We start from the raw sequence: 23,909 nt of genomic DNA, 5'->3' as shown, positions 1-23,909 counted from the left end.
CAAGTGGTGTTCATGCGGGGATCGGCGGTGATCATGCCTGCCTCTTCGCGAGCAGGCTCGCTCCCACAGGGTTTAGCGTTGTGCGCGAACACCGAAAATCCACTGTGGGAACGAGCCTGCTCGCGATAGGGACAGCAGCAGCACCGAAAAACTTCAGTCAAACATGAACAACGCATCATTGCTGAACTGCGATGCAAACTTGTTGGCCGGCATCGGGCGGCCGAACAGGTAGCCTTGAACCTCATCGCAACCGTGTTCGCGCAGGAAATCCAGTTGTTCCTGGGTTTCCACGCCCTCGGCGATCACTGCCAGGTTGAGACTGTGGGCCATGGCGATGATCGCGCGGGCAATCTGTGCATCCTGTTCACCCGAGGGCAGGCCGTCGACGAAGGTTCGGTCGATTTTCAGTACGTCGATCGGGAACTGCTTGAGGTAGTTGAGCGATGAATACCCGGTGCCGAAGTCGTCGACCGCAATGCTCAGGCCGAGGTTCTTCAGGCCGTCGAGGATCTGCATCGCCTCGCAGACTTCGCGCATCAGGATACTCTCGGTCAACTCCAGTTCCAGGCAGGCCGGCGGCAGGCCGGTTTCCTTGAGAATGGTGGCGATCCGCGTACCGAGCTGACCATCCGAGAACTGCCGGGCGGAAATGTTCACCGAGACCTTCGGCACGCGCACCTTGGTCTGGTGCCAGTTTTTCAGCTGGCGACAAGCCTCGCTGATCACCCAGTCGCCGACATCCACCACCAAACCGAGTTCTTCGAGCACCGGAATGAAGTCCCCCGGCGGCACCAGGCCACGTCGTGGATGGCGCCAGCGCAGCAGGGCTTCGGTGCCGGTCAAGCGTTTGCCGTCGCCACTGAATTGTGGCTGGTAATACAGCACGAATTCGTTTTGCTCCAGGGCGTGGCGCAAGTCGCTTTCCAGCTCCAGTCGCTCCAGGGCACTGGCGTTCATGTCCGCCTGGTAGAACTGGAAGTTGTTCTTGCCTCTTTCCTTGGCGTGGTACATCGCGGTGTCGGCGTTCTTCATCAACTGGCTGAGTTCGTTACCGTCCTGCGGGCTGAGGGCGATCCCGATACTGGCGGTCACGAAGAATTCGCGGCCTTCGAGTACAAAGGGTTTCACCAGGCTGGCGAGTATCTGCTCTGCCACATGAATCGCCCGGTTCAAGGCGATTTGGCGGTTGGCTCGCGGTTGCAGGAGCAAAGTGAACTCGTCGCCACCCATGCGCGCCACGGTGTCGTCATCGTCGACGCAACCGAGCAGGCGCGTGGCCATGTCCTTGAGCATGCGATCACCGGCGGCATGGCCCAGGGAGTCGTTGATCGGCTTGAAGCGGTCCAGGTCGAGGAACATCAGCACCACCCAGGACTTTTGCCGTTCCGCCGCTTGCAATGCGGTGTGCAGACGGTCCTGGAACAATGTGCGGTTGGGCAGGTGCGTCAGGGCGTCGTAATAGGCGAGGCGGTGAATCCGCTGCTCGCTGGCCTTGCGCTCACTGATGTCGGTGAAGAAACACACGTAACTGGCCAGATCGCCCTCATCATCCAGAACGGCGGTGATGCCGACCCAGGCCGGATAGTGCTCACCATTGCGGCGCTTGAGCCAGACTTCGCCTTCCCAGGTGCTGTGCTGGCTCAGTTGCTTGAGTACATAACGCAGATGGGCTTCCTGCTGCTCGTCGACGGTCAGCATGTTCGGCAACTGGTCGAGTACTTGCTCCACCGCATAACCACTGACGCGGCTGAACGCCTCGTTGGCCTGGACGATATAGCCGGCCGGGTCGGTGATCAGGATCGCCGAGGTCGAGTGTTCAAAAACCGTAGCCGCCATGCGCAGGTCTTTCTCGGCGCGGCGTTGCTGGCTGATATCGCGACCGACCCCCAATACGCCTTCAAATGCACCGTGCTCATCCCAGACCAGCACCAGCCGCAACTCGATGGGAATCTTGCGCCCGTCGGCCCGCAGGCAGTCGAACAGGAACAATTGGGTCTGCACCTGGCTGCGCAACAATGCCAGTTGATCGGGTTTATCCAGCGCTTTGCTGACCCGGTCCATGAGCTGGAATATGCCGGTCAACTGCTGCGGGTTGGCGATGGTCGATTGCCAGCCATTGTTGAAAATCCACTCGACGTCGTAGCCCAGCACCGATTGCACCGACGGGCTGACATAGTTGAGTGCCAAACGGCTATCGGTGGAGAAAATCACGTCGCTGATGCTTTCCGCGAGCATCCGGTAACGCTGTTCGCTGTCGCGCAGGGATTCACTGGCTTCGATCTGGTCGGTGATGTCCTTGGCTACGCCGATAATCCGCGTGACCTGGTCGTTCTTGTCCCGTGCCAGAGCCTGCTCGCGAATCTCGAAGCGCCGCCATCCGCCGTTGCGGTGACGGAAGCGCAACTGACACTGCATCAATTGCCGATAACCGGCTTGTCTCTGGATCTGGCGCGAACGGTGATAGAAGTCGGCGTCTTCGGGGTGCAGGAGGATTTCCCAGAAATACTCGCCCATCTGTTGCAGTTCGGTGCGGTTGTATCCCAGCGTCTGGCCCAGATGGTGGTTGCTGAAGATCATTCGTTGGCTGATCACGTCCTGCACGTACAAGTGATCGGGCACGGTTCTCACCACGTCGGACCAGAATCCTTCGCGCTCCAGCAGAGACAGCTCGATGAGTTTACGGCTGGTGATGTCGGTGATGCTCAGGATCACCGCTTTGTAGTCCTCGGGATTTTCCGGCAGGCGCAGCACCAGCCACAGATGCTGGTCCCGACCACTGGCGTTCTCCAGTTTGATTTCCAGTTCAAGCTGCTTCTGTTGGTTGAGGACCGCCTCGAGCACCTGATTGCCAATGGCACTGTCCCCAAGCGGGTTGCCGTCGATCAGCAACTTCCAGGCTTGAGCGGGGGTCGTGACGTTGAGCAGTTGCAGTGCAACCTGATTGACTTCGGTGATGCGCAATTCCTGCAACAATTGCTGGCGCTTTTGCGGGACCGCCAGCCACGCTTGCAGTTGCTCGTTGTTCTGCAATTGAGCCTTGTCGAATGCGTTTTTGAGGCCGGACATGTTGAGCACGCACAGCGCGACGCCGGTGCCTTCGAAGATCTCCTGATAGCGTCGACGCCCTTCGTGCAACTGGCACTGGCGGCGGCGCATGTTCAGCAAGACGATAAACGGCAGCATGGAAAAGGCCAGGCCCAGCAGGCACTTGCCAATGAAGACCGGCAGCAGTTCTTCAAGTACACGTTGCCGATCGAACAATCCACGTAGTTGCCAGTCGCTGCTGCTCAAGGGCACGGTCAGCACGCTGTTGGCCACATCGTCCTGGGTCAGCGTGCCCGGGTTGACCAGGGGAAGCGCTTCATCGCGACTGATGATCTGGTGGTTGAAGCGGTTTTCCACCAGCCACTGCGGTCGGCCGGCCACTTCATTCAGATGGGTCAGTGACGAAAGAAATGTCGGCTTCAGGCGCAAGGCCCAGTAGCCACGGGTACTGCCGCTGGCCTGATGCAACAGCAGATGCACCACCGAGCCGTCGATGGCATTGCTGAAGTAGTGACGCTGGGCACCGCTGCGCCGGACCAGTTCGCTCAGGAAATTGGCGTCTTCGCTGTTCGCGGCGCTGTCATTGAGGATGATTCCGGACGGGCTGAGCAATGCCAGGCTGACCAGGTCGGGCAGGGACTTTTGCAGTTTGCGCAGCAGCTCCTGCTGTTCGTCGGGACTTTGCGGTTGTTCGACGATCGGTAGCAGGTTAAGGGCGATCTGCGCGTTGAGCGCCATGTTCAGGCTAACTTGTGCGGCCAGATCAGCGGTGTAGTCGATGGTGTACTGACGCTGGTTTTTCTGTGTTTCGCGCAACTGATCCAGCAGCTGCCAGAACAGCAACGCGAGCAGCAATAGTACAAGCGTCGCCAGCGCGCCTATGAGCGTTCCGCGCAGGGGAGAGCCGGGCGCCGTTATCGGTGCGCTGGTGGTCAGGGGCGGAGGGACGTTGGACAAACTTTGATCCTGCGGTTTGGCTTGACTGGCGCGACGTGCACTATAAGCCGGACGCCCGAAGGGCGGCTAGCATGCCTTGAGTTGTGGCAAAGTGCCAGTCCCGCTCGGCTGGACGGCCATCTGTCATTCAGGTAGCTTTGCCGGTTACGCGGGAGCGTTCCAGCTCCCAGGGCTTTTTCAGCGCGCACCACCTTGAACGCTTTCAATCGGGCGACGCGCACGGCCTGGCCAGGCATCGCCTGAGCCCTGATCATTCATCTGTCACTGACCCTAGGTTCTCCATGGCTCAATACGTATTCACCATGCATCGGCTGGGCAAAGTTGTGCCGCCGAAGCGGGAAATCCTGAAAAACATCTCCTTGTCCTTCTTTCCTGGCGCCAAGATCGGCGTGCTCGGCCTCAACGGTTCGGGTAAATCCACGCTGCTGAAAATCATGGCGGGCGTCGACACCGAGTTCGACGGCGAAGCCCGTCCGATGCCGGACCTGAACATCGGCTACCTCCCGCAAGAGCCGCAACTGGATCCGACCAAGACCGTGCGTGAAGTGGTCGAGGAAGCCGTCAGCGTGATCAAGGACGCGCAAGCGCGCCTGGACGAGGTCTACGCTGCCTATGCCGATCCGGATGCCGACTTCGACAAACTGGCTGCCGAACAGGCCAAGCTCGAAGCGATCCTGCAGGCCAGCGACGGTCACAACCTGGATCGCCAACTGGAAGTCGCCGCCGATGCACTGCGTCTGCCGGCCTGGGATGCCAAAGTCGAACACCTGTCCGGTGGCGAGAAGCGTCGTGTGGCCCTGTGCCGCCTGCTGCTGTCCGCCCCCGACATGCTATTGCTCGACGAACCGACCAACCACCTGGACGCCGATTCCGTCGCCTGGCTGGAGCACTTCCTGCACGACTTCCCGGGCACCGTGGTAGCGATCACGCACGACCGTTACTTCCTGGACAACGTGGCTGGCTGGATCCTCGAACTCGACCGTGGCGCGGGCATTCCTTACGAGGGCAACTATTCGGGTTGGCTGGAAGCCAAGTCCGATCGTCTGGCCCAGGAGTCCAAGCAGCAGTCGGCCCACGAAAAGGCCATGAAGGAAGAACTGGAGTGGGTGCGCAAAGGCGCCAAGGCCCGCCAGTCGAAATCCAAGGCTCGTCTGCAACGCTTCGAGGAAATGCAATCGCAGGAATTCCAGAAGCGCAGCGAAACCAACGAGATCTACATCCCGGCCGGTCCGCGCCTGGGCGACAAGGTCATCGAGTTCAAGAACGTCACCAAGGGCTACGGCGATCGCGTGCTGATCGACAACCTGTCGTTCTCCATGCCTAAAGGCGCCATCGTCGGTGTGATCGGCGGTAACGGTGCCGGTAAATCGACCCTGTTCCGCATGCTGATGGGTAAGGAAACGCCGGATTCGGGCAGCATCGAAGTCGGCGAAACCGTGCAGCTGGCGTGCGTCGACCAGAGCCGCGAAGACCTGGACGGCAGCAAGACCGTGTTCCAGCAAATCTCCGATGGCTCCGACCAGATCCGCATCGGCAACTACGAGATCCCGTCGCGTACCTACGTCGGTCGCTTCAACTTCAAGGGCGGCGATCAGCAGAAGTTCGTCAAGGACCTGTCCGGTGGTGAGCGCGGTCGCTTGCACCTGGCCCTGACCCTGAAAGAGGGCGGCAACGTGCTGCTGCTCGACGAACCGTCCAACGACCTCGACGTTGAAACCCTGCGTTCCCTGGAAGAAGCCCTGCTGGACTTCCCGGGCGCTGCCATTGTGATCTCTCACGATCGGTGGTTCCTTGACCGCGTCGCCACTCACATCCTGGCGTACGAAGACGACTCGCAAGCGGTGTTCTTCGAAGGCAACTACACCGAGTACGAAGCCGATCGCAAAAAACGCCTCGGCGAAGCGGCTGCCCAGCCGCATCGGGTACGGCACAAGAAGCTGGCCTGATTCGGGTTGGCGGCATGAAAAAACGGAGCCTTCGGGCTCCGTTTTTTTTTGCCCGTTTTTTTTCAGCGGGACCGAGTTGGATTCATCGCTGGCAAGCCAGCTCCCACAGGGTTTGTGTTGTGCCCGGAATGTGTGACCGCCGCTGAAACTGTGGGAGCTGGCTTGCCAGCGATGGCGGTATAACTGTTGGTGCAAAACTTGGATTCGATCTCACCATTCAGGTGCAAAAAAGGCCGGAAATCTCTCCTGATTTATATCCTGTGCACCATTTAATTTCACAAATGCGACATTTTGCTCTGTTCCTATGCGCGAATCGTTTGTTACAGTCCGGCCCAAACGCTTCCTACGACAAAAAATTTGCCGAGACTTTTCCATGATCGAATCCGTCGAATCCTTCCTTGCCCGCCTGAAAAAACGCGACCCGGATCAGCCTGAATTCCACCAGGCCGTCGAAGAAGTCCTGCGCAGTTTGTGGCCCTTTCTCGAAGCCAATCCGCACTATCTGACTTCCGGCATCCTGGAGCGCATTTGCGAGCCGGAGCGGGCGATCGTCTTTCGGGTTTCCTGGGTCGATGATCAGGGCAAGGTCCAGGTCAATCGCGGTTTCCGTATCCAGATGAACAGCGCCATCGGCCCGTACAAGGGCGGTTTGCGTTTCCATCCTTCGGTGAATCTCGGGGTGTTGAAGTTCCTGGCCTTCGAGCAGACCTTCAAGAACTCGCTGACGTCGTTGCCCATGGGCGGCGGCAAGGGGGGCTCGGACTTTGACCCTAAAGGCAAGAGCGACGCGGAGGTCATGCGCTTCTGCCAGGCCTTCATGAGCGAGCTGTATCGTCATATCGGCGCCGACGTTGATGTGCCGGCCGGTGATATCGGCGTCGGTGCCCGCGAGATCGGTTTCCTGTTCGGCCAGTACAAACGCCTGAGCAACCAGTTCACCAGCGTGCTGACCGGCAAGGGACCGAGCTACGGCGGCAGCCTGATTCGCCCCGAGGCCACCGGTTTCGGTTGCGTGTACTTCGCCGAAGAAATGCTCAAGCGTCGTGGTCAAACCGTCGAAGGCAAACGCGTGGCGATTTCAGGGTCGGGCAACGTCGCGCAGTACGCTGCGCGCAAGGTCATGGATCTGGGCGGCAAGGTGATTTCGCTGTCCGATTCCGAAGGCACGCTGTATTGCGAAAGCGGTTTGACCGAAGCGCAATGGCAAGCGGTGCTTGAACTGAAAAACGTCCAGCGTGGACGCATCAGCGAATTGGCGGGTCGTTTTGGCCTGGAGTTCCTCGCCGGCCAGCACCCTTGGGGGCTGAGCTGCGACATCGCGCTGCCATGCGCCACGCAAAATGAACTGGATGCCGAGGCGGCCCGTGCGCTGCTGCGCAATGGCTGCACCTGTGTGGCGGAAGGGGCGAACATGCCAACCACCCTGGAGGCTGTGGACCTGTTCATCGAGGCGGGCATCTTGTTCGCGCCGGGCAAGGCGTCGAACGCCGGCGGCGTGGCGGTGAGCGGGCTGGAGATGTCGCAGAATGCCATGCGCCTGCTGTGGACCGGCGGTGAAGTGGACAGCAAGCTTCACGCGATCATGCAGTCGATTCACCATGCGTGCGTGCATTACGGGGAAGAGAACGGCCAGGTCAACTACGTCAAGGGCGCGAACATCGCCGGCTTCGTCAAAGTCGCCGACGCCATGCTCGCCCAAGGCGTGGTTTAAGCCGGTTGGATGCGGATGATCTCGATCAGTTGATCGCCAGCGGGGCGTTGCCACAGCACCTCATCGCCCAGTTGTGCCCCGAGCAACGCCCGGCCCAGGGGTGAACTCCAGTTGATCAGGCCGGCTGCCGCGTCGGCCTGGTCCTCACCGACCAATTGCACGGTTTGTTCGTGGCTGTGCTCGTCTGCGAACGTCACGCGGCTGCCGATCTGCACCTTCGTCGTCGAACTGGCGGGGGTGACGACTTGGGCGCTTTGCAGGCGCTGGCTGAAATACCTCAAGTCGCGCTGAAGATCAGCTTCGCGCTGCTTGTCGGCCAGCTCACCCAGGGCGTTCAGTTCTCCCAGCAGGGTTTGCAACTGCGCGACCTTCGCCTGCAACTGGGTCAGGCCTGAGGGCGTAACGTAATTGGGTTGCACACTGACCTGCCGTTCGACCGGCTGATCGGCTTGCGCGGCGGCATTATCTTCATTGACGAAGGCACGACTCATGGTTTTCTCCCGATATAGGATTTGGGCCATGGTTGCAGGCTTTTAGTTTCGTGGGATGTCTGTCAGCGACCTGTGGCGAGTGAATGGCCCGCACAGCACGTCCGTTCCCACAGGGTGGCGCGCGGCGTGTGAGCTAGTAGTGATACCACTTCACCTCAAGCATCACTTCGTTCTCGGGCGTGGCCAGGTGGCTGAATTCGCGCTGGGCGCTCAGGCGCAAGCCCAGGTTGCGCGACAGTTCCCACTGCTGGTTCAGGCTCAGGCCACGGCGCACTTCGCCATTGGTGAAGTAATCGCCCTTGGCCTCAAGACTGAAGTTGCCCAGCGGGTTTTTCCACAGCAGGCCCGTGTTGAAACCCGCCGCCGGGGCGATAAAACCGGCGAAGTCATTGTTGTGCTCGATCCGCACCGTTCCCAAGGCAAAACCCAGCAGGTCGTCGCCCAGTTGCCAGGTGCCACCGCCACCGCCGTTAACGTGGCTGACCAGGGTTTCGTCGTCATGTTTGCCCGGGACCCGCTCCAGACCGCCGGTGACCTGCCACGACAGCGGTTGCAGCAACTCATTGCGCGGTGTCAGGGAGCGGATGGTCGCCAGATCCAGTTGCTGTAACTGCCAGTCATTGCCTTCGTACTGGCGCAATTTGAGCTGGAGGATTTCGATCTGCGCGCCGAGGGGGAAACTTTCGGCGTTGTCGTTGAGGTCGTGGTAGGCCATGCGCAGGCCGTATTCACCAAACGCCTTGTCGCCCCGGGTGCCGAGACCGGCCTGCCAGGTGCGGGATTCGTGACCGTCCTCCGGCAGGCCAGGTTGCGGGATGTCCAGTTCCGGCGCCGGGTTCTGATTGATCGCCCGCAGCAGTTCGAAGCTGCGCTGGGCCCGTGCGGGGTCGCGTTCCTGGCCATTGGCCCGGTAGCGCTCCAGTCGATAAGCGGCGTCGATGATCAGCGCCTGGCGGTCGCGGGGCTGTGCCTTGAACGCCGGGGCCTGCAACTGATTCTGGTCGGCGCTGACCTCCAGCACCCACTGTTGTTCTTCGGCGGTCAGCGGTTCGGCGCGGCTCAGCAGTTCCCGTTCACGCGACGGCCGATATTGAATGGACTCCACCAGCCCGGCCTCTTTCACCGCTTTGACGGTGTCGGTGGGAATGGCCGTCAGGGGGAATTGTTCGGTCAGGCTCAGGCTCGGGCGAGCCACTTGCAGCAGCTCCAGCAGGCGATAGGAACAGTTTTCGTCGAAGAAGAAATAGTCGAACTTGATCTGTTTCAGTTCCCAGACGTGCTCGACCATGCGCGCCGTTTCTGCCTGGGTCAGGTTGAGGCGGTATTCCCACAGGTCACGGTTTTCCAGGCTGCGGTATTCCGAGAGTTTTTCCTGGTAGGGCACCAGCGCAAACAGGCCGGGATACCCGCCCATCAAGCCTTTCCAGGCGTACAGGATGCTGTTGTCAGAACCTTCGATATACGCGCCGAAGTTGATCGCGTAGCTGAGCAGTGAAGTCTTGTCGGTCTGTACGTCAGCCTGATCGATGCGCAACAGGGTGTGGCCGAACATCGACGAGGGGCTGTTCAGGTAGGCAGCCGGAAAAATCATTACCGCGCTGTGGGGCGAAACATCCTTGAACCACTGCTTGAACTCAGCGCAGTCCACGGTCGGCAGGTCCGTCAGGTTGAGCTGCGCTTTCAGCCAGCGGGTGCGGGCCGGGTAAACGCATTGGGCATGCTGTTCGCCAGCACTGGCCGGGGCATACAGCGCTTGCACGGTGGCCGCCAGTTCGTGATCAGGGTGTTCATTGCCATCGGCGGCGAGGAAGAATTTTTTGTCACTGACGTAGCTGCGCCAGCCGCCGAGCTTGGCGGTTTCGTAATGACCCAGGGAAATCCAGAAAGGGTCGTTGGCCAGTTGCTGCAAACGTTGTGGATCGACTTGAGACGCGGCGGACAGCGGGGCGCAGATACTGAGCGCCAGCCAGGCAAGGCGTTTGAGCATAAGTGGCAACTTAATTCGAAAAAAACAAAGACCCAAAGAGGGGCAGGTCCAAAAAACAAAACCCGCTTCCCTGAAGAAGCGGGGTGGAGTCGAGCTTAAGCTTGGGTGGCGTACTTGGCCAGACGAGGGTCGTTTTTCAGAACGGCCAGGGTGTTGGTGTGCACATCTTCAGCGGTCACGTCGGCTTTGCTGAAGATCTGTTGGAAGTGTTCGTGAGTGACGGCGGCGAAGTGCGCACGGTCTTCCGGCGCCACGCCCAGTACCACGGCGTAAGTGGTCAGCGCTTCACCCTGGCCTTTAGCCATGTCTTCGGACAGCTCATTCATCATGCCATTCATGGCGAACCAGGATTTGCCGCCATAGGTCAGCGACGCGTTGGTCGCACAACCGTTGGTACCGGAAGTCATGCCGAAGGTGGCGTTACCGGAGGTGCCGTTGGTGGTGGATGCCAGGAAGTGAGCCGGAGTACCACGCTGACCTTCGAACAGCATGTTGCCCCAACCGCAATCCGGACCGCCTGGCGCCTGAGCCATGGCGTTGAGGGATGCAACGGTGAAGAGAGTACCGAGAAGAATCCGTTTCATAGCTTTGTTCTCTTTTAGATGCGTACCAATGGAAAAGGGGGTTTGGCCCGTTCCGGCGCCAGTTGGGCCGGTTATTAGTCCAGCCGCGCAGTTTGGAGTTTAGGCACGATCAAGCGGTTCCGTGATTTTTTGCAAAACATTCGTTGAAAACAGTGAATTGGCGCGGCTCTGTACCGGGGTTTCGACTTCTCTGTGCTTTGGGTAAGGCGCTCCTTGCCAGTCGGGCATGGGCAGCGCCAGAATGCCGCTATCTGCCCCGCCTGATGTAAGGAAGCCCGATGCCTGATCCTGTTGCTGCCAGCTTGCGTCTAGCGCCTGAAGCGCTGACCCGTCCGTTTTCCGCTGAACAGTTCAGCTTCTCTACCACTAATGATCTGGAGCCCTTCCGCGGTGTGCTTGGCCAGGAACGTGCGGTCGAAGCCTTGCAGTTCGGTGTGGCCATGCCACGCCCCGGTTACAACGTGTTCGTCATGGGTGAGCCCGGCACCGGCCGGTTTTCGTTCGTCAAACGCTACTTGAAGGCCGAAGCCAAACGCCAGCAGACCCCGGCGGACTGGGTCTACGTCAATAACTTCGATGAGCCGCGCGAACCCCGTGCGCTGGAGTTGCCGTCGGGTACCGCCGGTGCCTTCATCGGCGACATCAACGGTTTGATCGACAACCTGCTGGCCACCTTTCCAGCGGTGTTCGAGCACCCGTCCTATCAACAAAAGAAAAGTGCCATCGACCGCGCCTTCAACCAGCGCTACGACAAGGCGCTGGATATCATCGAGCGTCTGGCCCTGGAGAAGGATGTCGCGCTCTACCGAGACAGCAGCAACATCGCCTTCACCCCGATGGCCGAGGGCAAGGCGCTGGACGAGGCGGAATTCGCCCAGTTGCCGGAAGCCGAGCGTGAACGCTTCCATGACGACATTTCCGCTCTGGAAGAACGTCTGAACGAAGAGCTGGCCAGCCTGCCGCAATGGAAGCGCGAGTCGAGCAACCAGCTGCGCCACCTCAACGAAGAAACCATCACCCTGGCCTTGCAGCCGTTGCTTTCGCCGTTGTCGGAAAAGTACGCAGAGAACGCCGCCGTGTGCGGTTACCTGCAAGCGATGCAGGTGTACCTGCTCAAAACCGTGGTTGAGCAACTGGTGGACGACAGCAAGACTGACGCCGTCGCCCGCAAACTGCTGGAAGAACAGTACGCGCCGAGCCTGGTGGTCGGTCACGCCTCCAGCGGCGGTGCGCCCGTGGTGTTCGAGCCGCACCCGACTTACGAAAACCTGTTTGGCCGGATCGAATACAGCACCGATCAAGGCGCGCTGTACACCACCTATCGCCAGCTGCGGCCGGGTGCGTTGCATCGGGCCAACGGCGGTTTCCTGATCCTGGAAGCGGAAAAAATGCTCAGTGAGCCGTTCGTGTGGGACGCGCTGAAGCGCGCCCTGCAATCGCGCAAGCTGAAAATGGAATCGCCGCTCGGAGATCTGGGGCGCCTGGCCACTGTGACCCTGAACCCGCAACACATCCCATTGCAGGTCAAGGTCGTGATCATCGGTGCCCGCCAGCTTTACTACACGCTGCAGGACCTCGATCCGGACTTCCAGGAAATGTTCCGCGTCCTGGTGGATTTCGATGAAGATATCCCGATGGTCGACGAGAGCCTGGAACAGTTCGCCCAGTTGCTCAAAACCCGTACTTCGGAAGAAGGCATGGCGCCGTTGACCGCCGATGCGGTGGCACGGCTGGCGACTTACAGTGCTCGCCTGGCCGAGCATCAGGGGCGTTTGTCGGCACGCATTGGTGATCTGTTCCAGCTGGTCAGCGAGGCGGATTTCATTCGTCATCTGGCGAGTGATGAAATGACCGATGCCGGTCACATCGAACGAGCGCTCAAGGCCAAGGCCACCCGTACCGGGCGTGTGTCGGCGCGGATTCTCGACGACATGCTCGCCGGGATCATCCTGATCGACACCGATGGCGCGGCCGTCGGCAAGTGCAACGGCTTGACGGTGCTGGAAGTCGGCGATTCGGCCTTCGGTGTGCCGGCGCGGATTTCCGCCACGGTGTATCCGGGCGGCAGCGGTATCGTCGACATCGAGCGTGAGGTCAACCTGGGTCAGCCGATTCACTCCAAAGGCGTGATGATCCTCACCGGGTACCTGGGCAGTCGTTATGCCCAGGAATTCCCGTTGGCGATTTCCGCGAGTATTGCGCTGGAACAATCCTACGGTTACGTCGATGGCGACAGTGCGTCGCTGGGCGAGGCGTGCACGCTGATCTCGGCGCTGTCGAAAACCCCGCTCAAGCAGTGTTTTGCGATCACCGGCTCCATCAACCAGTTCGGTGAGGTGCAGGCGGTGGGCGGGGTCAACGAGAAGATCGAAGGGTTCTTCCGTCTCTGCGAAGCCCGTGGGCTGACCGGCGAGCAAGGGGCAATCATTCCCCATGCCAACGTCGCGACGCTGATGCTCGACGAAAAAGTGCTGACTGCGGTGCGCGCAGGGCTGTTCCATGTCTACGCGGTGCGCCAGGCGGACGAGGCCTTGAGCTTGCTGGTGGGCGAGCCGGCCGGTGAGCCGGATGAGAATGGCGAGTTTCCAGAAGGCAGTGTCAACGCGCGGGTGGTTGAGCGCTTGCGCGTCATCGCGGAAATGATCAGCGAAGACGATCTGAAGGAAGCCGAGAAAGAGGCGGCGCAGGAGGCACTGGTCGAAGCCAAACCGGCCTGATACAAAACAATCCAGGGATTAAACCGTTCCACTGTGGGAGCCTGCACGCGATGACGGATTAACATTCAGCATGTTTGTTGACTGTCAGTCTGTTATCGCGAGCAGGCTCGCTCCCACATTTGTTTGTGTGTATCCCAAAGTGCCATCACTCTGGCGTCAATATTCACACAATGACCATTCGGCGCCTTCTGGTCTTGCCTGACGTGCTAGTCAGACTTTTCTTCTATTCTCTGCTCAAGGATATCGACAGTAATCACTGGATCGAGACAGCCTTCCCGTGGGGGCTGAATACCGGATCTAACGAGGGTCGCCGCCATGTCGCGCAACCTCTGCCTCACCCGTCAATGCCTGGGTCTTGTGACCCGTATCGAATGCGCCATCAAGCCGTTGGCGGGCGATACGGGCATGTGGACGTTACTCTTCGCCGCCGGAATGGCGGGCGAACAACCTTCAGCCATCAAGGCTCAGGGCCCGTTTCATGGACCTTTTGTCGCTGAGTCGATACTCGACACCATTGTTGAAAGCCTGACCTTGCACGGTTATGAACTGGCCGATGACCCGCAGATCTGGTGCTTGCATCTGCAAGCCCAGTTGCGGGAAATCAACGGTGGTCGTTGCCGTAGCGTCGGTGGCTTCGAGTTCCGGCCCGAGCATTAAGCGCTATTGGACCAGATGGGACGTGTCGGCCTTGTCGAGCTTGACCTCGAAACCATATTGCACGGTGGTGAGGTCAGTTCGCTGATAGGTTTCCAACTGCGTGGGTTGCCCGTAGAAGTAATGCACGGCAAATAATCCGGGGCCTTCTGCACTCGCATCATGGTTGACCGCCAGAATTTCCTTCAGGTAGTTGCCGCTCTCATCCTTGGCGAAAAAACGCCAGTCCTGATCGGGAAACACTTTCAGGTCCACCACCAGTGCATTGCCCTTCAGCTCAAGTCCCTTGGGCAGCTGATGGACGTCGAGGGGCTTTTTCTCGACCGTGGCCAGGAACAGCGGCATGGAGCCCACCACGTAGGCCGGTGTTTCCGGAAACAGGTTCAGGTCATAGGTGATGGTGCCGCGCAGAGGGTCGACCTGGTAGGCCTCTGCGGGTAGTTCGATGGGCTCGTCGCGTTTGCCGCGACTGTCCTCGGTGAAGAAACTGACGGGGCTGTCGCCGGGGTTGAAGGACGAGCCGAGCAGTTCGTCATTGAAGCTTTTGAGGTGACTGAATTCGACCCTTGCAGCGCTGGGGTCATCGACCGATTGACTGATGTTGACCCCTTTCTTCAGTTGTTCCTCCGTCAATGCGGCGCCCTTGAGCCAGGTCGACGCCTGGTCGTCATACACCACCACAGGAAAGCTCAGTGGCTGGATGGTTTTCTCCGTGGTGTGGCGGTCGAGGCGACGCACCGGCAGGTTGAGGTCCTTGCGCGTTACGGTGGCTCCGGAAAAGTCCAGCAGGCTGACTTCGAGGGTTTCGATCGGCCCGTTGAAGTACACCTTCGAATAATGGTGGGTTTGTTGCTTTTCAAAGGCGCGTTGTTCTTCGTCGAGTTGTTTCCCGAACGCGTCGGTCCAGGTTTTCTGCTGCTGCATTTTTGCCAGCTGTTGTTGATAGAAGGCGATTTGCGAGGCGGTTTCGTTGATTGACCCCGAGCGCGTGAGAAATTGCCCGGTGGAGTCCCTGGCCTGGACGATCAGCGGGTTCAGTGGGGTTTCGCCAATCTCGGGTGCAAGCGGTGCGTTGTTGTTGAACTCTATTTCGGCGTAGTTGTGGGTCAGCTTCAGTAAGGTGACGCTGAGGTTGTCGTTGGTGCGAGTCTGGCCAACGTCCTTTTTCGTCAAGTCGAAGCTGTAGAGCCGGCGCGGTGCAATGACTTCCAGCTTGCCTTGCAGACTCACCGGTTGTGGCTGGTTCTTGTGGTCGATGTCCAGGCCTTCGATGAACGGGTAGGTAACGGTCAGGTCATCGGGGTTGGTCAGGTTGGAGCTCGACGGGCTCAATTGAATGCCAGGATCGGTTTCCGACCATTCCGGCTGGAAAGCGATGACGCGTTTGTTGTTCAGGGTGACCGACTGCCATTCCAGGCCATGGGGAAACAGGAACGCGGCGGGAATGTTGAAATTGAAGGGGAACACCGGTTGCAGGTCGATCAGGTAGTCGGAACTGGAGTCTTTGCGCAGCACGAACAGGCCGTTGATGTACGTATCGACCAGGGCCTGGGGCGTGGGGTAGTGCTTGAGTACGGCGAGGGCGTCGTCGCCGTACTCGGTTTCCACGGGTTTGCTGTCCAGCTTGAGTTGCGCTCGCTCCAGCAGCAACAGCGAGCCGCCCAGTTCAGCCACGGCATCCTTGAGTTTAGGGTCGGTGATGGCGTCCAGGGATTTTTCGAACTGCGCGGTCTTTTCCTCGAGGCTGACCTGACGTTTCTCTTCGCCGGGTGAGCAGGCGCCCAGCAGCAGGGCCAGGCAAACGCCAGCACTCGTTAACGTTAGTCGCACATCCATTTCCACTCTTCCTGTCCGATATCACGCGGCTGTCAATAGTTTGGACACTAGCAGAAAAAGTTTGATACATACGCGCAGGTGGCGGATTTCTCAACGGTTTCTGGCTGCTTTTGGGCATGGACAGGCGACTGTTATACTCGCGGCCATTTCAGACCACGTGTGAGATTCAATGGAACGCTTTATCGAAAATGCAATGTATGCATCCCGCTGGCTGCTGGCACCGATCTACTTCGGCCTGTCCCTGGGATTGTTGGCGCTGGCACTGAAATTCTTCCAGGAAGTCTTCCACGTCATTCCCAATGTCTTTTCGATGGCCGAGTCGGACCTGATCCTGGTGCTGCTGTCGCTGATCGACATGGCACTGGTGGGCGGTTTGCTGGTGATGGTGATGATTTCCGGCTACGAGAACTTCGTTTCCCAACTGGATATCGACGAACACAAGGAAAAGCTCAATTGGCTGGGCACCATGGATTCGTCTTCATTGAAGATGAAGGTGGCGGCGTCCATCGTGGCCATTTCCTCCATCCACTTGCTGCGGATTTTCATGGACGCCAAAAACGTCGATCCCGAGCATTTGAAGTGGTACGTGATCATTCACATGACGTTCGTGGTGTCGGCGTTTGCCATGGGTTATCTGGACAAGCTGACCAAGCACTGACACCGGGCATGCCCCTTGTGGCGAGCAAGCTCGTTCGCCCCAGGGGATTTTGCCCAAACAGACGGGCGGCATCGTTTGTGGCTTGTGCTTTGACGCGCCGAGGCATATCCCTGTAGATGTCTTGGCTCGCCAATGCGTGAGGTGCGTTCATGAACCTGCAAGAGTTGAATGCCTATGCCGTCGCCGGGAAGGTCGATGAGCTGAACCTGATCTCCATGGAAGGCGGTATCTACCTGCTGGAAGCGCGGATGCATGGCGCGGCATATCCATTGAGCGATGCTCGCGGGCAGATGTTTCACCTGCGTTCTGTCGAGCATGCGCGTGAAGTGCTGCATTCCTTTCCCAAGTTGAATTTCAACCTCGTGCACACCTTGGTCCATGACGAGATGTGCGGGCTGGGTGACGTCGAAGAACACCTGAAGGTGCCGATCGACCTTGGTTCTTCGCGACAGGGCTGACGTCCCTGATCAACACCGTGGCAACTGTGCTAGTCTGCTGGCCCTTTTGGTTCCGGGCGCTCCGGGACGCGCTGTGCACGCACGGCAAGTTCCAGGGCCGTCCGCACAGCGGAGCAGTGTCATGTCCGAAGTAAATCTGTCCACCGACGAAACCCGCGTCAGCTACGGTATTGGCCGTCAGCTGGGCGACCAACTGCGTGATAACCCGCCACCGGGCGTTAGCCTGGACGCGATCCTTGCCGGTCTGACCGACGCATTCGCCGGTAAGCCGAGCCGTGTGGGCCAGGAAGAAATGTCCGCCAGCTTCAAGGTCATCCGCGAAATCATGCAAGCCGAAGCGGCAGCCAAGGCTGAAGCGGCTGCTGGCGAAGGCCTGGCCTTCCTGGCCGAAAACGCCAAGCGTGAAGGCATCACCACCCTGGCTTCCGGCCTGCAGTTCGAAGTGCTGACTGCCGGCGAAGGCGCCAAGCCATCCCGTGAAGACACCGTGCGTACCCACTACCACGGCACCCTGATCGACGGCACTGTGTTCGACAGCTCCTATGAGCGTGGTCAGCCTGCAGAATTCCCGGTCGGCGGCGTGATCGCTGGCTGGACCGAAGCCCTGCAACTGATGAATGCCGGCAGCAAATGGCGTCTGTACGTGCCGAGCGAGCTGGCTTACGGCGCGCAAGGCGTTGGCAGCATTCCGCCGCACAGCGTACTGGTATTCGACGTCGAGCTGCTCGACGTACTGTAAGACCCGCTGATTACCTGTAGGAGCGAGCCTGCTCGCGATGGACGTCAACGATAATGCGGGCTGTCTGAATGCCCGCGTTGCCTGAACAACCATCGCGAGCGAGCTCGCTCCTACAGTGTTTTACGTATTTCATACTTCGATTTTATGGTGCGGTTCAGTGTGCGGGCGCAAGGCCCGGGCATAGCAGAACAGAAACAGATTGCGCACCAGTTCCTTGAGCACCATCGGCTCGCAGCAGCTCAGGCCATTGACGTCCAGATCACCCTGATCCTGCAGTTCGCTCAAGGCTTCCTCTTCAAGCACCGCACAGACTTCCCCGGTTTCCCGATGCAGGATTCGCAGGTAAGGGTGTGGGCGGTCCAGCCAGGCATCGATCAAATAAGTCATGTGTCATCTCCATTGAAAAAGGTTTCAATGAGAATAATTCTTATTAGCAGAATAGCAAGCGTCTATCGACGGATTGTGGTTTTTGCGGGGAAAAGACTGCGCAAGGTCAAAACGGCTGGCGCCTGGCTACTGCGAGAGCGGCGGGATGGGGGAGGGCGAAGCACCATCCCACGCTTGGCGCGGGATGGAATACAGCGGAATCAGACTTTTCTGACGAACTCGGATTTGAGTTTCATCGGGCCGATACCGTCGATCTTGCAGTCGATATCGTGATCGCCATCGCACAGGCGGATGTTCTTGACCTTGGTGCCGACCTTGACCACGAGGGATGTGCCCTTGACCTTGAGGTCCTTGATCACGGTGATGGTGTCGCCGTCCTGCAGCACATTGCCGACCGAATCCTTTTTAACGGTGTCATCGGACACGGCTTCGGCTTCACCGTTGGCGGACCATTCGTGGGCGCACTCGGGGCAAATCAGTTGGGCGCCATCTTCGTAGGTGTATTCGGAATTGCATTTCGGGCAGGGTGGCAACGTGCTCACTAAGGCTCCTTTGGATTCAGGATCGCTAAAAAGCGCACATTATATAGGGTTTTAGGCGGGAGCGGGCACAGCGCAGGAAAACCTGTGGGGATCAAGCCTGTGGGAGCGAGCTTGCTCGCGATTCGGTACTTGCATTCAACATTGTTGTTGTCTGAAAGGACGCTATCGCGAGCAAGCTCGCTCCCACAGTGTTTTGCGGTGTTTGTCAGTGCGTGCGGGCGACCGCGAACTCGCTCAGCTCGACCAGGGCATCGCGGTATTCGCTGGCAGGCAGCGCCTCGAGGCATTTGATCGCGCGGGCCACGTAGTCGCGGGCCAGTTGCGCGGTGTAGTCCAGGGAACCCGAGGCTTCCACGGCTTCGCGGATGCTTTCCAGGTCTTCGATACCCCCTTTCTGGATCGCCTTGCGCACCAGTGCAGCCTGTTCCGGCGTGCCCTCGCGCATGGTGTAGATCAGCGGCAGGGTCGGTTTGCCTTCGGCCAGATCGTCACCGACGTTCTTGCCCAGGGTTTCTGCGTCGCCCTTGTAGTCCAGCAAGTCGTCGACCAGCTGGAAGGCTACGCCCAGATGATCGCCGAACGTGCGCATGGCTTCAGCCTGCTCCGGCGTGGCTTCGCACAGGGCTGCGGCACTGTGGGTCGAGGCCTCGAAGAGCATCGCGGTCTTGCCGCGGATGACTTCCATGTAGGTTTCTTCGGTGGTGCTGGCGTCACGGACCTTCGACAGCTGCAGCACTTCGCCTTCGGCGATGATGCGCGTGGCTTGCGAGAGGATCTTCATCACCGGCATGGAGCCGAGCTCGACCATCATTTCGAAGGAGCGCGAATACAGGAAGTCGCCCACCAGCACGCTGGGGGCGTTGCCCCACATCGCGTTGGCGGTCGAGCGACCACGGCGCATGCCGGACATGTCCACCACGTCATCGTGCAACAGGGTCGCTGTATGCAGGAATTCGATGGTGGCTGCCAGCAGGCGCAGGTCATCGCCTTCGCGACCCAGTGCCTTGCCGCACAACAACACTAATAAAGGGCGCAGGCGTTTGCCGCCGGCCGAGGTGATGTAATCGCCGATTTTCGATACCAGCGGCACTCGGGAAGTCAGCTGCTTCTTGATGATGCCGTCGACGGCGCTAAAATCGTCCGCCACCGCGCGGTAGAAAGCTTGGGGTTGCATCAGCGACAGTTGCTCCAGAAGGGTTGCGCGGCATGCTAGGACCCACGTGGGCAGGTGTCAAGGCGCGATGGACGGCCTATTGCAAGGCGCTCGTGCCTTGCGTACAATCGCGCACCCTGAACTTCCTGGGCAGCACCTGCCTTACGCAATTGCAAGCGGGCCTTCCAGCCCCATGCAGCCATGCCAGCCAATACCTCTTCTTATAAAGAGCTGGGTGAGCAGGATTATCGGAGAAATACCATGTCTTATGCAGTAATCGTTACTGGCGGCAAGCAGTACAAAGTCGCCCCAGGTGAATACCTGAAGATCGAAAAACTGGAAATCGCTACCGGCGAATCCGTTACCTTTGATCGCGTTCTGTTGGTTGCCAACGGTGACGACGTGAATATCGGTGCTCCAGTTGTTGCTGGCGCTACCGTTGTGGCTGAAGTGATCTCCCAAGGTCGTCACGATAAAGTCCGCATCATCAAGTTCCGTCGCCGTAAGCACCACATGAAGCGTATGGGCCACCGCCAGTGGTACACCGAGATCAAAATCACCGGTATTCAGGCTTAATTTCAGCCTAATTCCTCACTAGGAGAATTGAACTCATGGCACACAAAAAAGCTGGTGGTAGTACCCGTAACGGTCGCGACTCAGAAGCCAAACGCCTTGGCGTGAAGATGTATGGCGGCCAGGCTATCAAAGCAGGCAACATCATCGTGCGTCAGCGCGGCACCCAATTCCACGCTGGCTACGGCGTTGGCATGGGTAAAGATCACACCCTCTTCGCTAAAGTCGAAGGCGTGATCAAGTTCGAAGTAAAAGGCGCCTTCGGTCGTCGTTACGTGAGCGTAGTCGCAGCTTAATTGCGCGATCGCTGGAAAAGCCCTGTCTCGCGACGGGGCTTTTTCGTTTGTGGGGTGAGTCTCTTGCAAAACTGTTTGTATGGGCTGTCGGCGCGCTGGACTGGGCGGTCGTTGATTGAGGTCGCTGCGCTCATTTTTGCAAGAGTCTTATGTCTTAGTGTTTTTCGGCTCGTCCGTATGGCGAGAGGCGTTGTGTTATGAAGTTTGTTGATGAAGTATCGATTCGAGTAAAGGCTGGCGACGGCGGTAACGGTTGCATGAGTTTCCGGCGCGAGAAATTCATCGAGAACGGTGGTCCGAACGGTGGTGATGGTGGTGATGGCGGCTCGGTCTACATGATCGCCGACGAAAACCTCAATACCCTGGTGGATTACCGTTACACCCGGCACTTCGATGCCGAGCGTGGCTCCAACGGCGGCAGTACCGACTGCACCGGCAAGAAGGGTGAGGATCTGGTTCTACGTGTGCCGGTCGGCACCACCGTGATCGATTCCGCGACTCAGGAAGTGATCGGCGACCTGACCAAGGCTGGCCAGAAGTTGCTGGTGGCCCATGGTGGCTGGCACGGTCTGGGTAACACGCGTTTCAAGTCCAGTACCAACCGTGCGCCGCGCCAGACTACGCCGGGCAAGCCGGGCGAGCAGCGTGATCTCAAGCTGGAAATGAAAGTGCTGGCGGATGTGGGTCTGCTGGGCTTGCCGAACGCTGGCAAAAGTACCTTTATCCGTTCGGTATCGGCAGCCAAGCCGAAAGTTGCCGACTACCCGTTCACCACGCTGGTGCCAAACCTCGGTGTGGTCAGCGTCGATCGCTGGAAAAGCTTCGTGGTCGCGGACATTCCGGGTCTGATCGAAGGTGCTTCCGAAGGCGCTGGTCTGGGTATTCGCTTCCTCAAGCACTTGTCGCGTACCCGCCTGCTGTTGCACCTCGTCGACATGGCGCCGCTGGATGACACCAGTGCCCCGGACGCCGCAGAAGTCATCGTTAATGAATTGACCAAGTTCAGTCCGTCCCTGGCTGAGCGTGATCGTTGGTTGATCCTGAACAAATGCGACCAGATTCTTGAAGAAGAGCATGATGCGCGCGTCAAGGAAATCGTTGATCGCCTGGAGTGGACCGGTCCGGTCTATGTGATCTCGGCCATCGCCAAGCAGAACACCGAGCGCTTGTGCCACGACATCATGCGTTATCTGGAAGATCGTGCTGATCGTCTGGCCAATGATCCCGCCTACCGGGAGGAGCTGGCAGAGCTCGATCAGCGCATTGAAGATGAGGCGCGTGCGCAGCTGCAAGCGCTGGACGATCAGCGTGCCCTGCGTCGCAGCGGCGTGAAGTCGGTCCACGACATCGGCGACGATGATTGGGACGAAGAAGACGTGGATGACGAAGACGGTCCGGAAATCATTTACGTGCGTGACTGATTCGTTGCGATAAACTTAAGCGCCGCTCAATTGAGCGGCGTTTTGGTATCTGGAAATCGGTTGGTCACGAATAGCCACGAATAACGTCATGGGCAGTGCCAGGTCGCGCTGCCCTCAAGCTAAGGTTGAAGATGATGCGGAGCAAGGTGACAGGTGCGCAGCGTTGGGTCGTGAAGATCGGCAGCGCTTTGCTGACGGCGGACGGCAAGGGCCTGGATCGCGCGGCAATGGGTGTCTGGGTTGAGCAGATGGTGGCCTTGCATGAGGCGGGCGTCGAGCTGGTGCTGGTGTCCTCCGGGGCAGTAGCGGCCGGCATGAGCCGTCTGGGCTGGACTACGCGACCCAGTGCAATGCACGAGCTTCAGGCCGCCGCTGCAATCGGCCAGATGGGGCTGGTGCAGGCCTGGGAATCGAGCTTCGCCGAGCATGGTCTGCACACTGCGCAGATTCTCCTGACTCACGACGACCTGTCCGACCGCAAGCGCTACCTGAATGCCCGCAGTACCTTGCGTGCGCTGGTGGAGCTGAAGGTTATTCCGGTGATCAACGAGAACGACACCGTGGTGACCGACGAAATCCGTTTCGGCGACAACGATACGTTGGCGGCACTGGTGGCCAACCTGGTCGAGGCTGATCTGCTGGTGATCCTGACCGATCGCGATGGCATGTTCGACGCCGACCCGCGCAACAATCCCGACGCCAAGTTGATTTACGAAGCGCGTGCCGATGATCCTGCGCTTGATGCGGTAGCGGGTGGCACTGGTGGTGCGCTGGGGCGTGGCGGCATGCAGACCAAATTGCGCGCGGCGCGTCTGGCGGCGCGTTCGGGTGCTCATACGATCATCGTTGGCGGGCGCCTTGAGCGCGTGCTGGATCGCCTGAAGGCGGGCGAGCGCATCGGCACCTTGCTCTCGCCTGAGCGCGGCATGCTGGCGGCGCGCAAACAATGGCTGGCCGGGCATCTGCAAACCCGCGGCACGTTGGTGCTGGATGAGGGGGCGGTGGTGGCGTTGTCCCAGGGCAACAAGAGCTTGCTGCCGGTCGGGGTCAAGCTGGTTCAGGGTAGCTTCCGTCGCGGTGAGATGGTGGTGTGCGTGGCGCCGGACGGTCGTGAAATCGCCCGTGGCCTGGCCAACTACAGTGCGCTGGAAGCACAAAAAATCATCGGTCAGTCGTCCGAGGCGATTGTCGGTCTGTTGGGTTACATGGCAGAGCCGGAACTGGTTCACCGCGATAACCTGATTCTGGTCTGAAGGAATATCTGCATGCGCGTGGCAAAAGGATTGTTGGGCTTGCTGTTGGCGATGCCCTTGCTGGCTTCGGCGGAAGAAATCGGCCAGGTCTCGACGGTGTTCAAGTTCGTTGGGCCAAATGACCGGATCGTGGTCGAGGCTTTTGATGATCCCAAGGTCGATGGCGTGACCTGCTATCTCTCACGCGCCAAGACCGGCGGTGTGAAGGGTGGTCTTGGATTGGCCGAGGATCGCGCCGAAGCGTCCATTGCTTGCCGGCAGGTCGGGCCGATCAGCTTCAAGGGTGAGCTGAAGGATGGTGACGAAGTATTCAAGGAGCGCACTTCGCTGGTCTTCAAGACCATGCAGGTGGTGCGTTTCCTCGACAAGAAGCGCAATACGCTGGTGTATCTGGTGTACAGCGACCGCTTGATCGAGGGCAGTCCGCAGAATGCCGTCACGGCGATTCCGATTTTGCCGTGGGCCCACGCTCAATAACCTGATGTAAGTCGAACTCTGTAG

20 protein-coding genes are annotated in these 23,909 nt (G+C 59.2%); 12 read left to right on the top strand and 8 right to left on the bottom strand.

All coding sequences use genetic code 11. The features are described 5' to 3' along the window. Positions 1-153: 153 nt before the first annotated feature. Positions 154-4,002: a bifunctional diguanylate cyclase/phosphodiesterase gene (locus tag JQF37_RS07010; protein WP_130204769.1), complete on the bottom strand. Its 3,849-nt coding sequence runs from the start codon at positions 4,000-4,002 to the stop codon at positions 154-156. A gap of 281 nt (positions 4,003-4,283) precedes the next feature. Between JQF37_RS07010 and ettA the strand changes: the two genes are divergently transcribed. Together ettA and gdhA are read left to right on the top strand one after the other, a co-directional pair. After that, positions 4,284-5,948 carry an energy-dependent translational throttle protein EttA gene (gene ettA / locus JQF37_RS07005; protein WP_130204771.1) on the top strand — a complete coding sequence of 555 codons (1,665 nt, stop codon included), beginning with the start codon at positions 4,284-4,286 and terminating at the stop codon, positions 5,946-5,948. A 373-nt stretch (positions 5,949-6,321) separates the two neighbouring features. Further along, on the top strand, positions 6,322-7,659 hold the full coding sequence (gene gdhA, locus JQF37_RS07000; protein WP_130204773.1) for an NADP-specific glutamate dehydrogenase: 1,338 nt from the start codon (positions 6,322-6,324) through the stop codon (positions 7,657-7,659). On the opposite strand, the gene JQF37_RS06995 is transcribed toward gdhA, so the two are convergent. The 3 genes from JQF37_RS06995 to JQF37_RS06985 all read right to left on the bottom strand — a co-directional run bounded on the left by JQF37_RS06995 (position 7,656) and on the right by JQF37_RS06985 (position 10,721). Continuing rightward, positions 7,656-8,150 carry a GreA/GreB family elongation factor gene (locus JQF37_RS06995; protein WP_130204775.1) on the bottom strand — a complete coding sequence of 165 codons (495 nt, stop codon included), beginning with the start codon at positions 8,148-8,150 and terminating at the stop codon, positions 7,656-7,658. The two genes, gdhA and JQF37_RS06995, sit on opposite strands and share 4 nt — an antisense overlap. A gap of 133 nt (positions 8,151-8,283) precedes the next feature. Further along, positions 8,284-10,137, bottom strand: coding sequence for a DUF4105 domain-containing protein (locus tag JQF37_RS06990; protein WP_130204777.1), 1,854 nt, complete (start codon positions 10,135-10,137; stop codon positions 8,284-8,286). 95 nt (positions 10,138-10,232) lie between these two features. Then, the gene (locus tag JQF37_RS06985) at positions 10,233-10,721 is read right to left on the bottom strand and encodes a DUF3015 domain-containing protein (RefSeq protein ID WP_047533482.1); all 489 of its coding nucleotides are present in this window, start codon (positions 10,719-10,721) and stop codon (positions 10,233-10,235) included. 278 nt (positions 10,722-10,999) lie between these two features. Here JQF37_RS06985 and JQF37_RS06980 point away from each other — a divergent pair, with 278 nt between their 5' ends. After that, positions 11,000-13,438, top strand: a complete 2,439-nt coding sequence (locus JQF37_RS06980) for an ATP-binding protein (RefSeq protein ID WP_130204779.1) — start codon at positions 11,000-11,002, stop codon at positions 13,436-13,438. Positions 13,439-13,753: 315 nt separating this feature from the next. Then, a complete protein-coding gene (locus tag JQF37_RS06975; RefSeq protein ID WP_047533476.1) occupies positions 13,754-14,095 on the top strand; it encodes a hypothetical protein in 342 nt (113 codons plus the stop codon). A gap of 3 nt (positions 14,096-14,098) precedes the next feature. Here the strand turns inward: JQF37_RS06975 and JQF37_RS06970 are convergent, their stop codons facing one another. Further along, positions 14,099-15,928, bottom strand: a complete 1,830-nt coding sequence (locus tag JQF37_RS06970; RefSeq protein WP_130204781.1) for a hypothetical protein — start codon at positions 15,926-15,928, stop codon at positions 14,099-14,101. A 169-nt stretch (positions 15,929-16,097) separates the two neighbouring features. Between JQF37_RS06970 and JQF37_RS06965 the strand changes: the two genes are divergently transcribed. From JQF37_RS06965 to JQF37_RS06955, 3 genes are all read left to right on the top strand, one after another. Further along, complete coding sequence (locus tag JQF37_RS06965; protein ID WP_047533470.1) at positions 16,098-16,586, top strand: TIGR00645 family protein; 489 nt, start codon at positions 16,098-16,100, stop codon at positions 16,584-16,586. 149 nt (positions 16,587-16,735) lie between these two features. After that, positions 16,736-17,044: a DUF6482 family protein gene (locus JQF37_RS06960; RefSeq protein ID WP_103403500.1), complete on the top strand. Its 309-nt coding sequence runs from the start codon at positions 16,736-16,738 to the stop codon at positions 17,042-17,044. A 121-nt stretch (positions 17,045-17,165) separates the two neighbouring features. Beyond that, positions 17,166-17,783 carry an FKBP-type peptidyl-prolyl cis-trans isomerase gene (locus JQF37_RS06955; protein WP_047533466.1) on the top strand — a complete coding sequence of 206 codons (618 nt, stop codon included), beginning with the start codon at positions 17,166-17,168 and terminating at the stop codon, positions 17,781-17,783. A gap of 129 nt (positions 17,784-17,912) precedes the next feature. On the opposite strand, the gene JQF37_RS06950 is transcribed toward JQF37_RS06955, so the two are convergent. From JQF37_RS06950 to JQF37_RS06940, 3 genes are all read right to left on the bottom strand, one after another. Next, positions 17,913-18,170, bottom strand: a complete 258-nt coding sequence (locus JQF37_RS06950; RefSeq protein WP_130204783.1) for a hypothetical protein — start codon at positions 18,168-18,170, stop codon at positions 17,913-17,915. Positions 18,171-18,370: 200 nt separating this feature from the next. Beyond that, a complete protein-coding gene (locus JQF37_RS06945) occupies positions 18,371-18,712 on the bottom strand; it encodes a zinc ribbon domain-containing protein YjdM (RefSeq protein ID WP_047533463.1) in 342 nt (113 codons plus the stop codon). A 205-nt stretch (positions 18,713-18,917) separates the two neighbouring features. After that, the gene (locus JQF37_RS06940; protein WP_047533460.1) at positions 18,918-19,886 is read right to left on the bottom strand and encodes a polyprenyl synthetase family protein; all 969 of its coding nucleotides are present in this window, start codon (positions 19,884-19,886) and stop codon (positions 18,918-18,920) included. Positions 19,887-20,126: 240 nt separating this feature from the next. Here JQF37_RS06940 and rplU point away from each other — a divergent pair, with 240 nt between their 5' ends. The 5 genes from rplU (at position 20,127) to JQF37_RS06915 (ending at position 23,885) form a co-directional block, all read left to right on the top strand. Continuing rightward, positions 20,127-20,441 (top strand): 50S ribosomal protein L21, encoded by a 315-nt coding sequence (gene rplU, locus JQF37_RS06935; RefSeq protein ID WP_003176051.1) that lies wholly within the window; start codon positions 20,127-20,129, stop codon positions 20,439-20,441. Between the two features lie 35 nt (positions 20,442-20,476). Continuing rightward, the gene (rpmA, locus tag JQF37_RS06930; protein ID WP_003281574.1) at positions 20,477-20,734 is read left to right on the top strand and encodes a 50S ribosomal protein L27; all 258 of its coding nucleotides are present in this window, start codon (positions 20,477-20,479) and stop codon (positions 20,732-20,734) included. Between the two features lie 197 nt (positions 20,735-20,931). Further along, positions 20,932-22,155 (top strand): Obg family GTPase CgtA, encoded by a 1,224-nt coding sequence (gene cgtA, locus JQF37_RS06925; RefSeq protein ID WP_130204785.1) that lies wholly within the window; start codon positions 20,932-20,934, stop codon positions 22,153-22,155. Between the two features lie 134 nt (positions 22,156-22,289). After that, complete coding sequence (gene proB / locus JQF37_RS06920) at positions 22,290-23,408, top strand: glutamate 5-kinase (RefSeq protein WP_130204884.1); 1,119 nt, start codon at positions 22,290-22,292, stop codon at positions 23,406-23,408. Positions 23,409-23,420: 12 nt separating this feature from the next. Next, the gene (locus JQF37_RS06915; protein WP_008022496.1) at positions 23,421-23,885 is read left to right on the top strand and encodes a CreA family protein; all 465 of its coding nucleotides are present in this window, start codon (positions 23,421-23,423) and stop codon (positions 23,883-23,885) included. Positions 23,886-23,909 lie beyond the last annotated feature (24 nt).

This window comes from Pseudomonas sp. MIL9 (assembly GCF_016887925.1).
GTDB classification, from domain to species: Bacteria; Pseudomonadota; Gammaproteobacteria; order Pseudomonadales; family Pseudomonadaceae; genus Aquipseudomonas; species Aquipseudomonas mohnii.
This window is presented reverse-complemented; position numbering and strand designations above follow the sequence as displayed.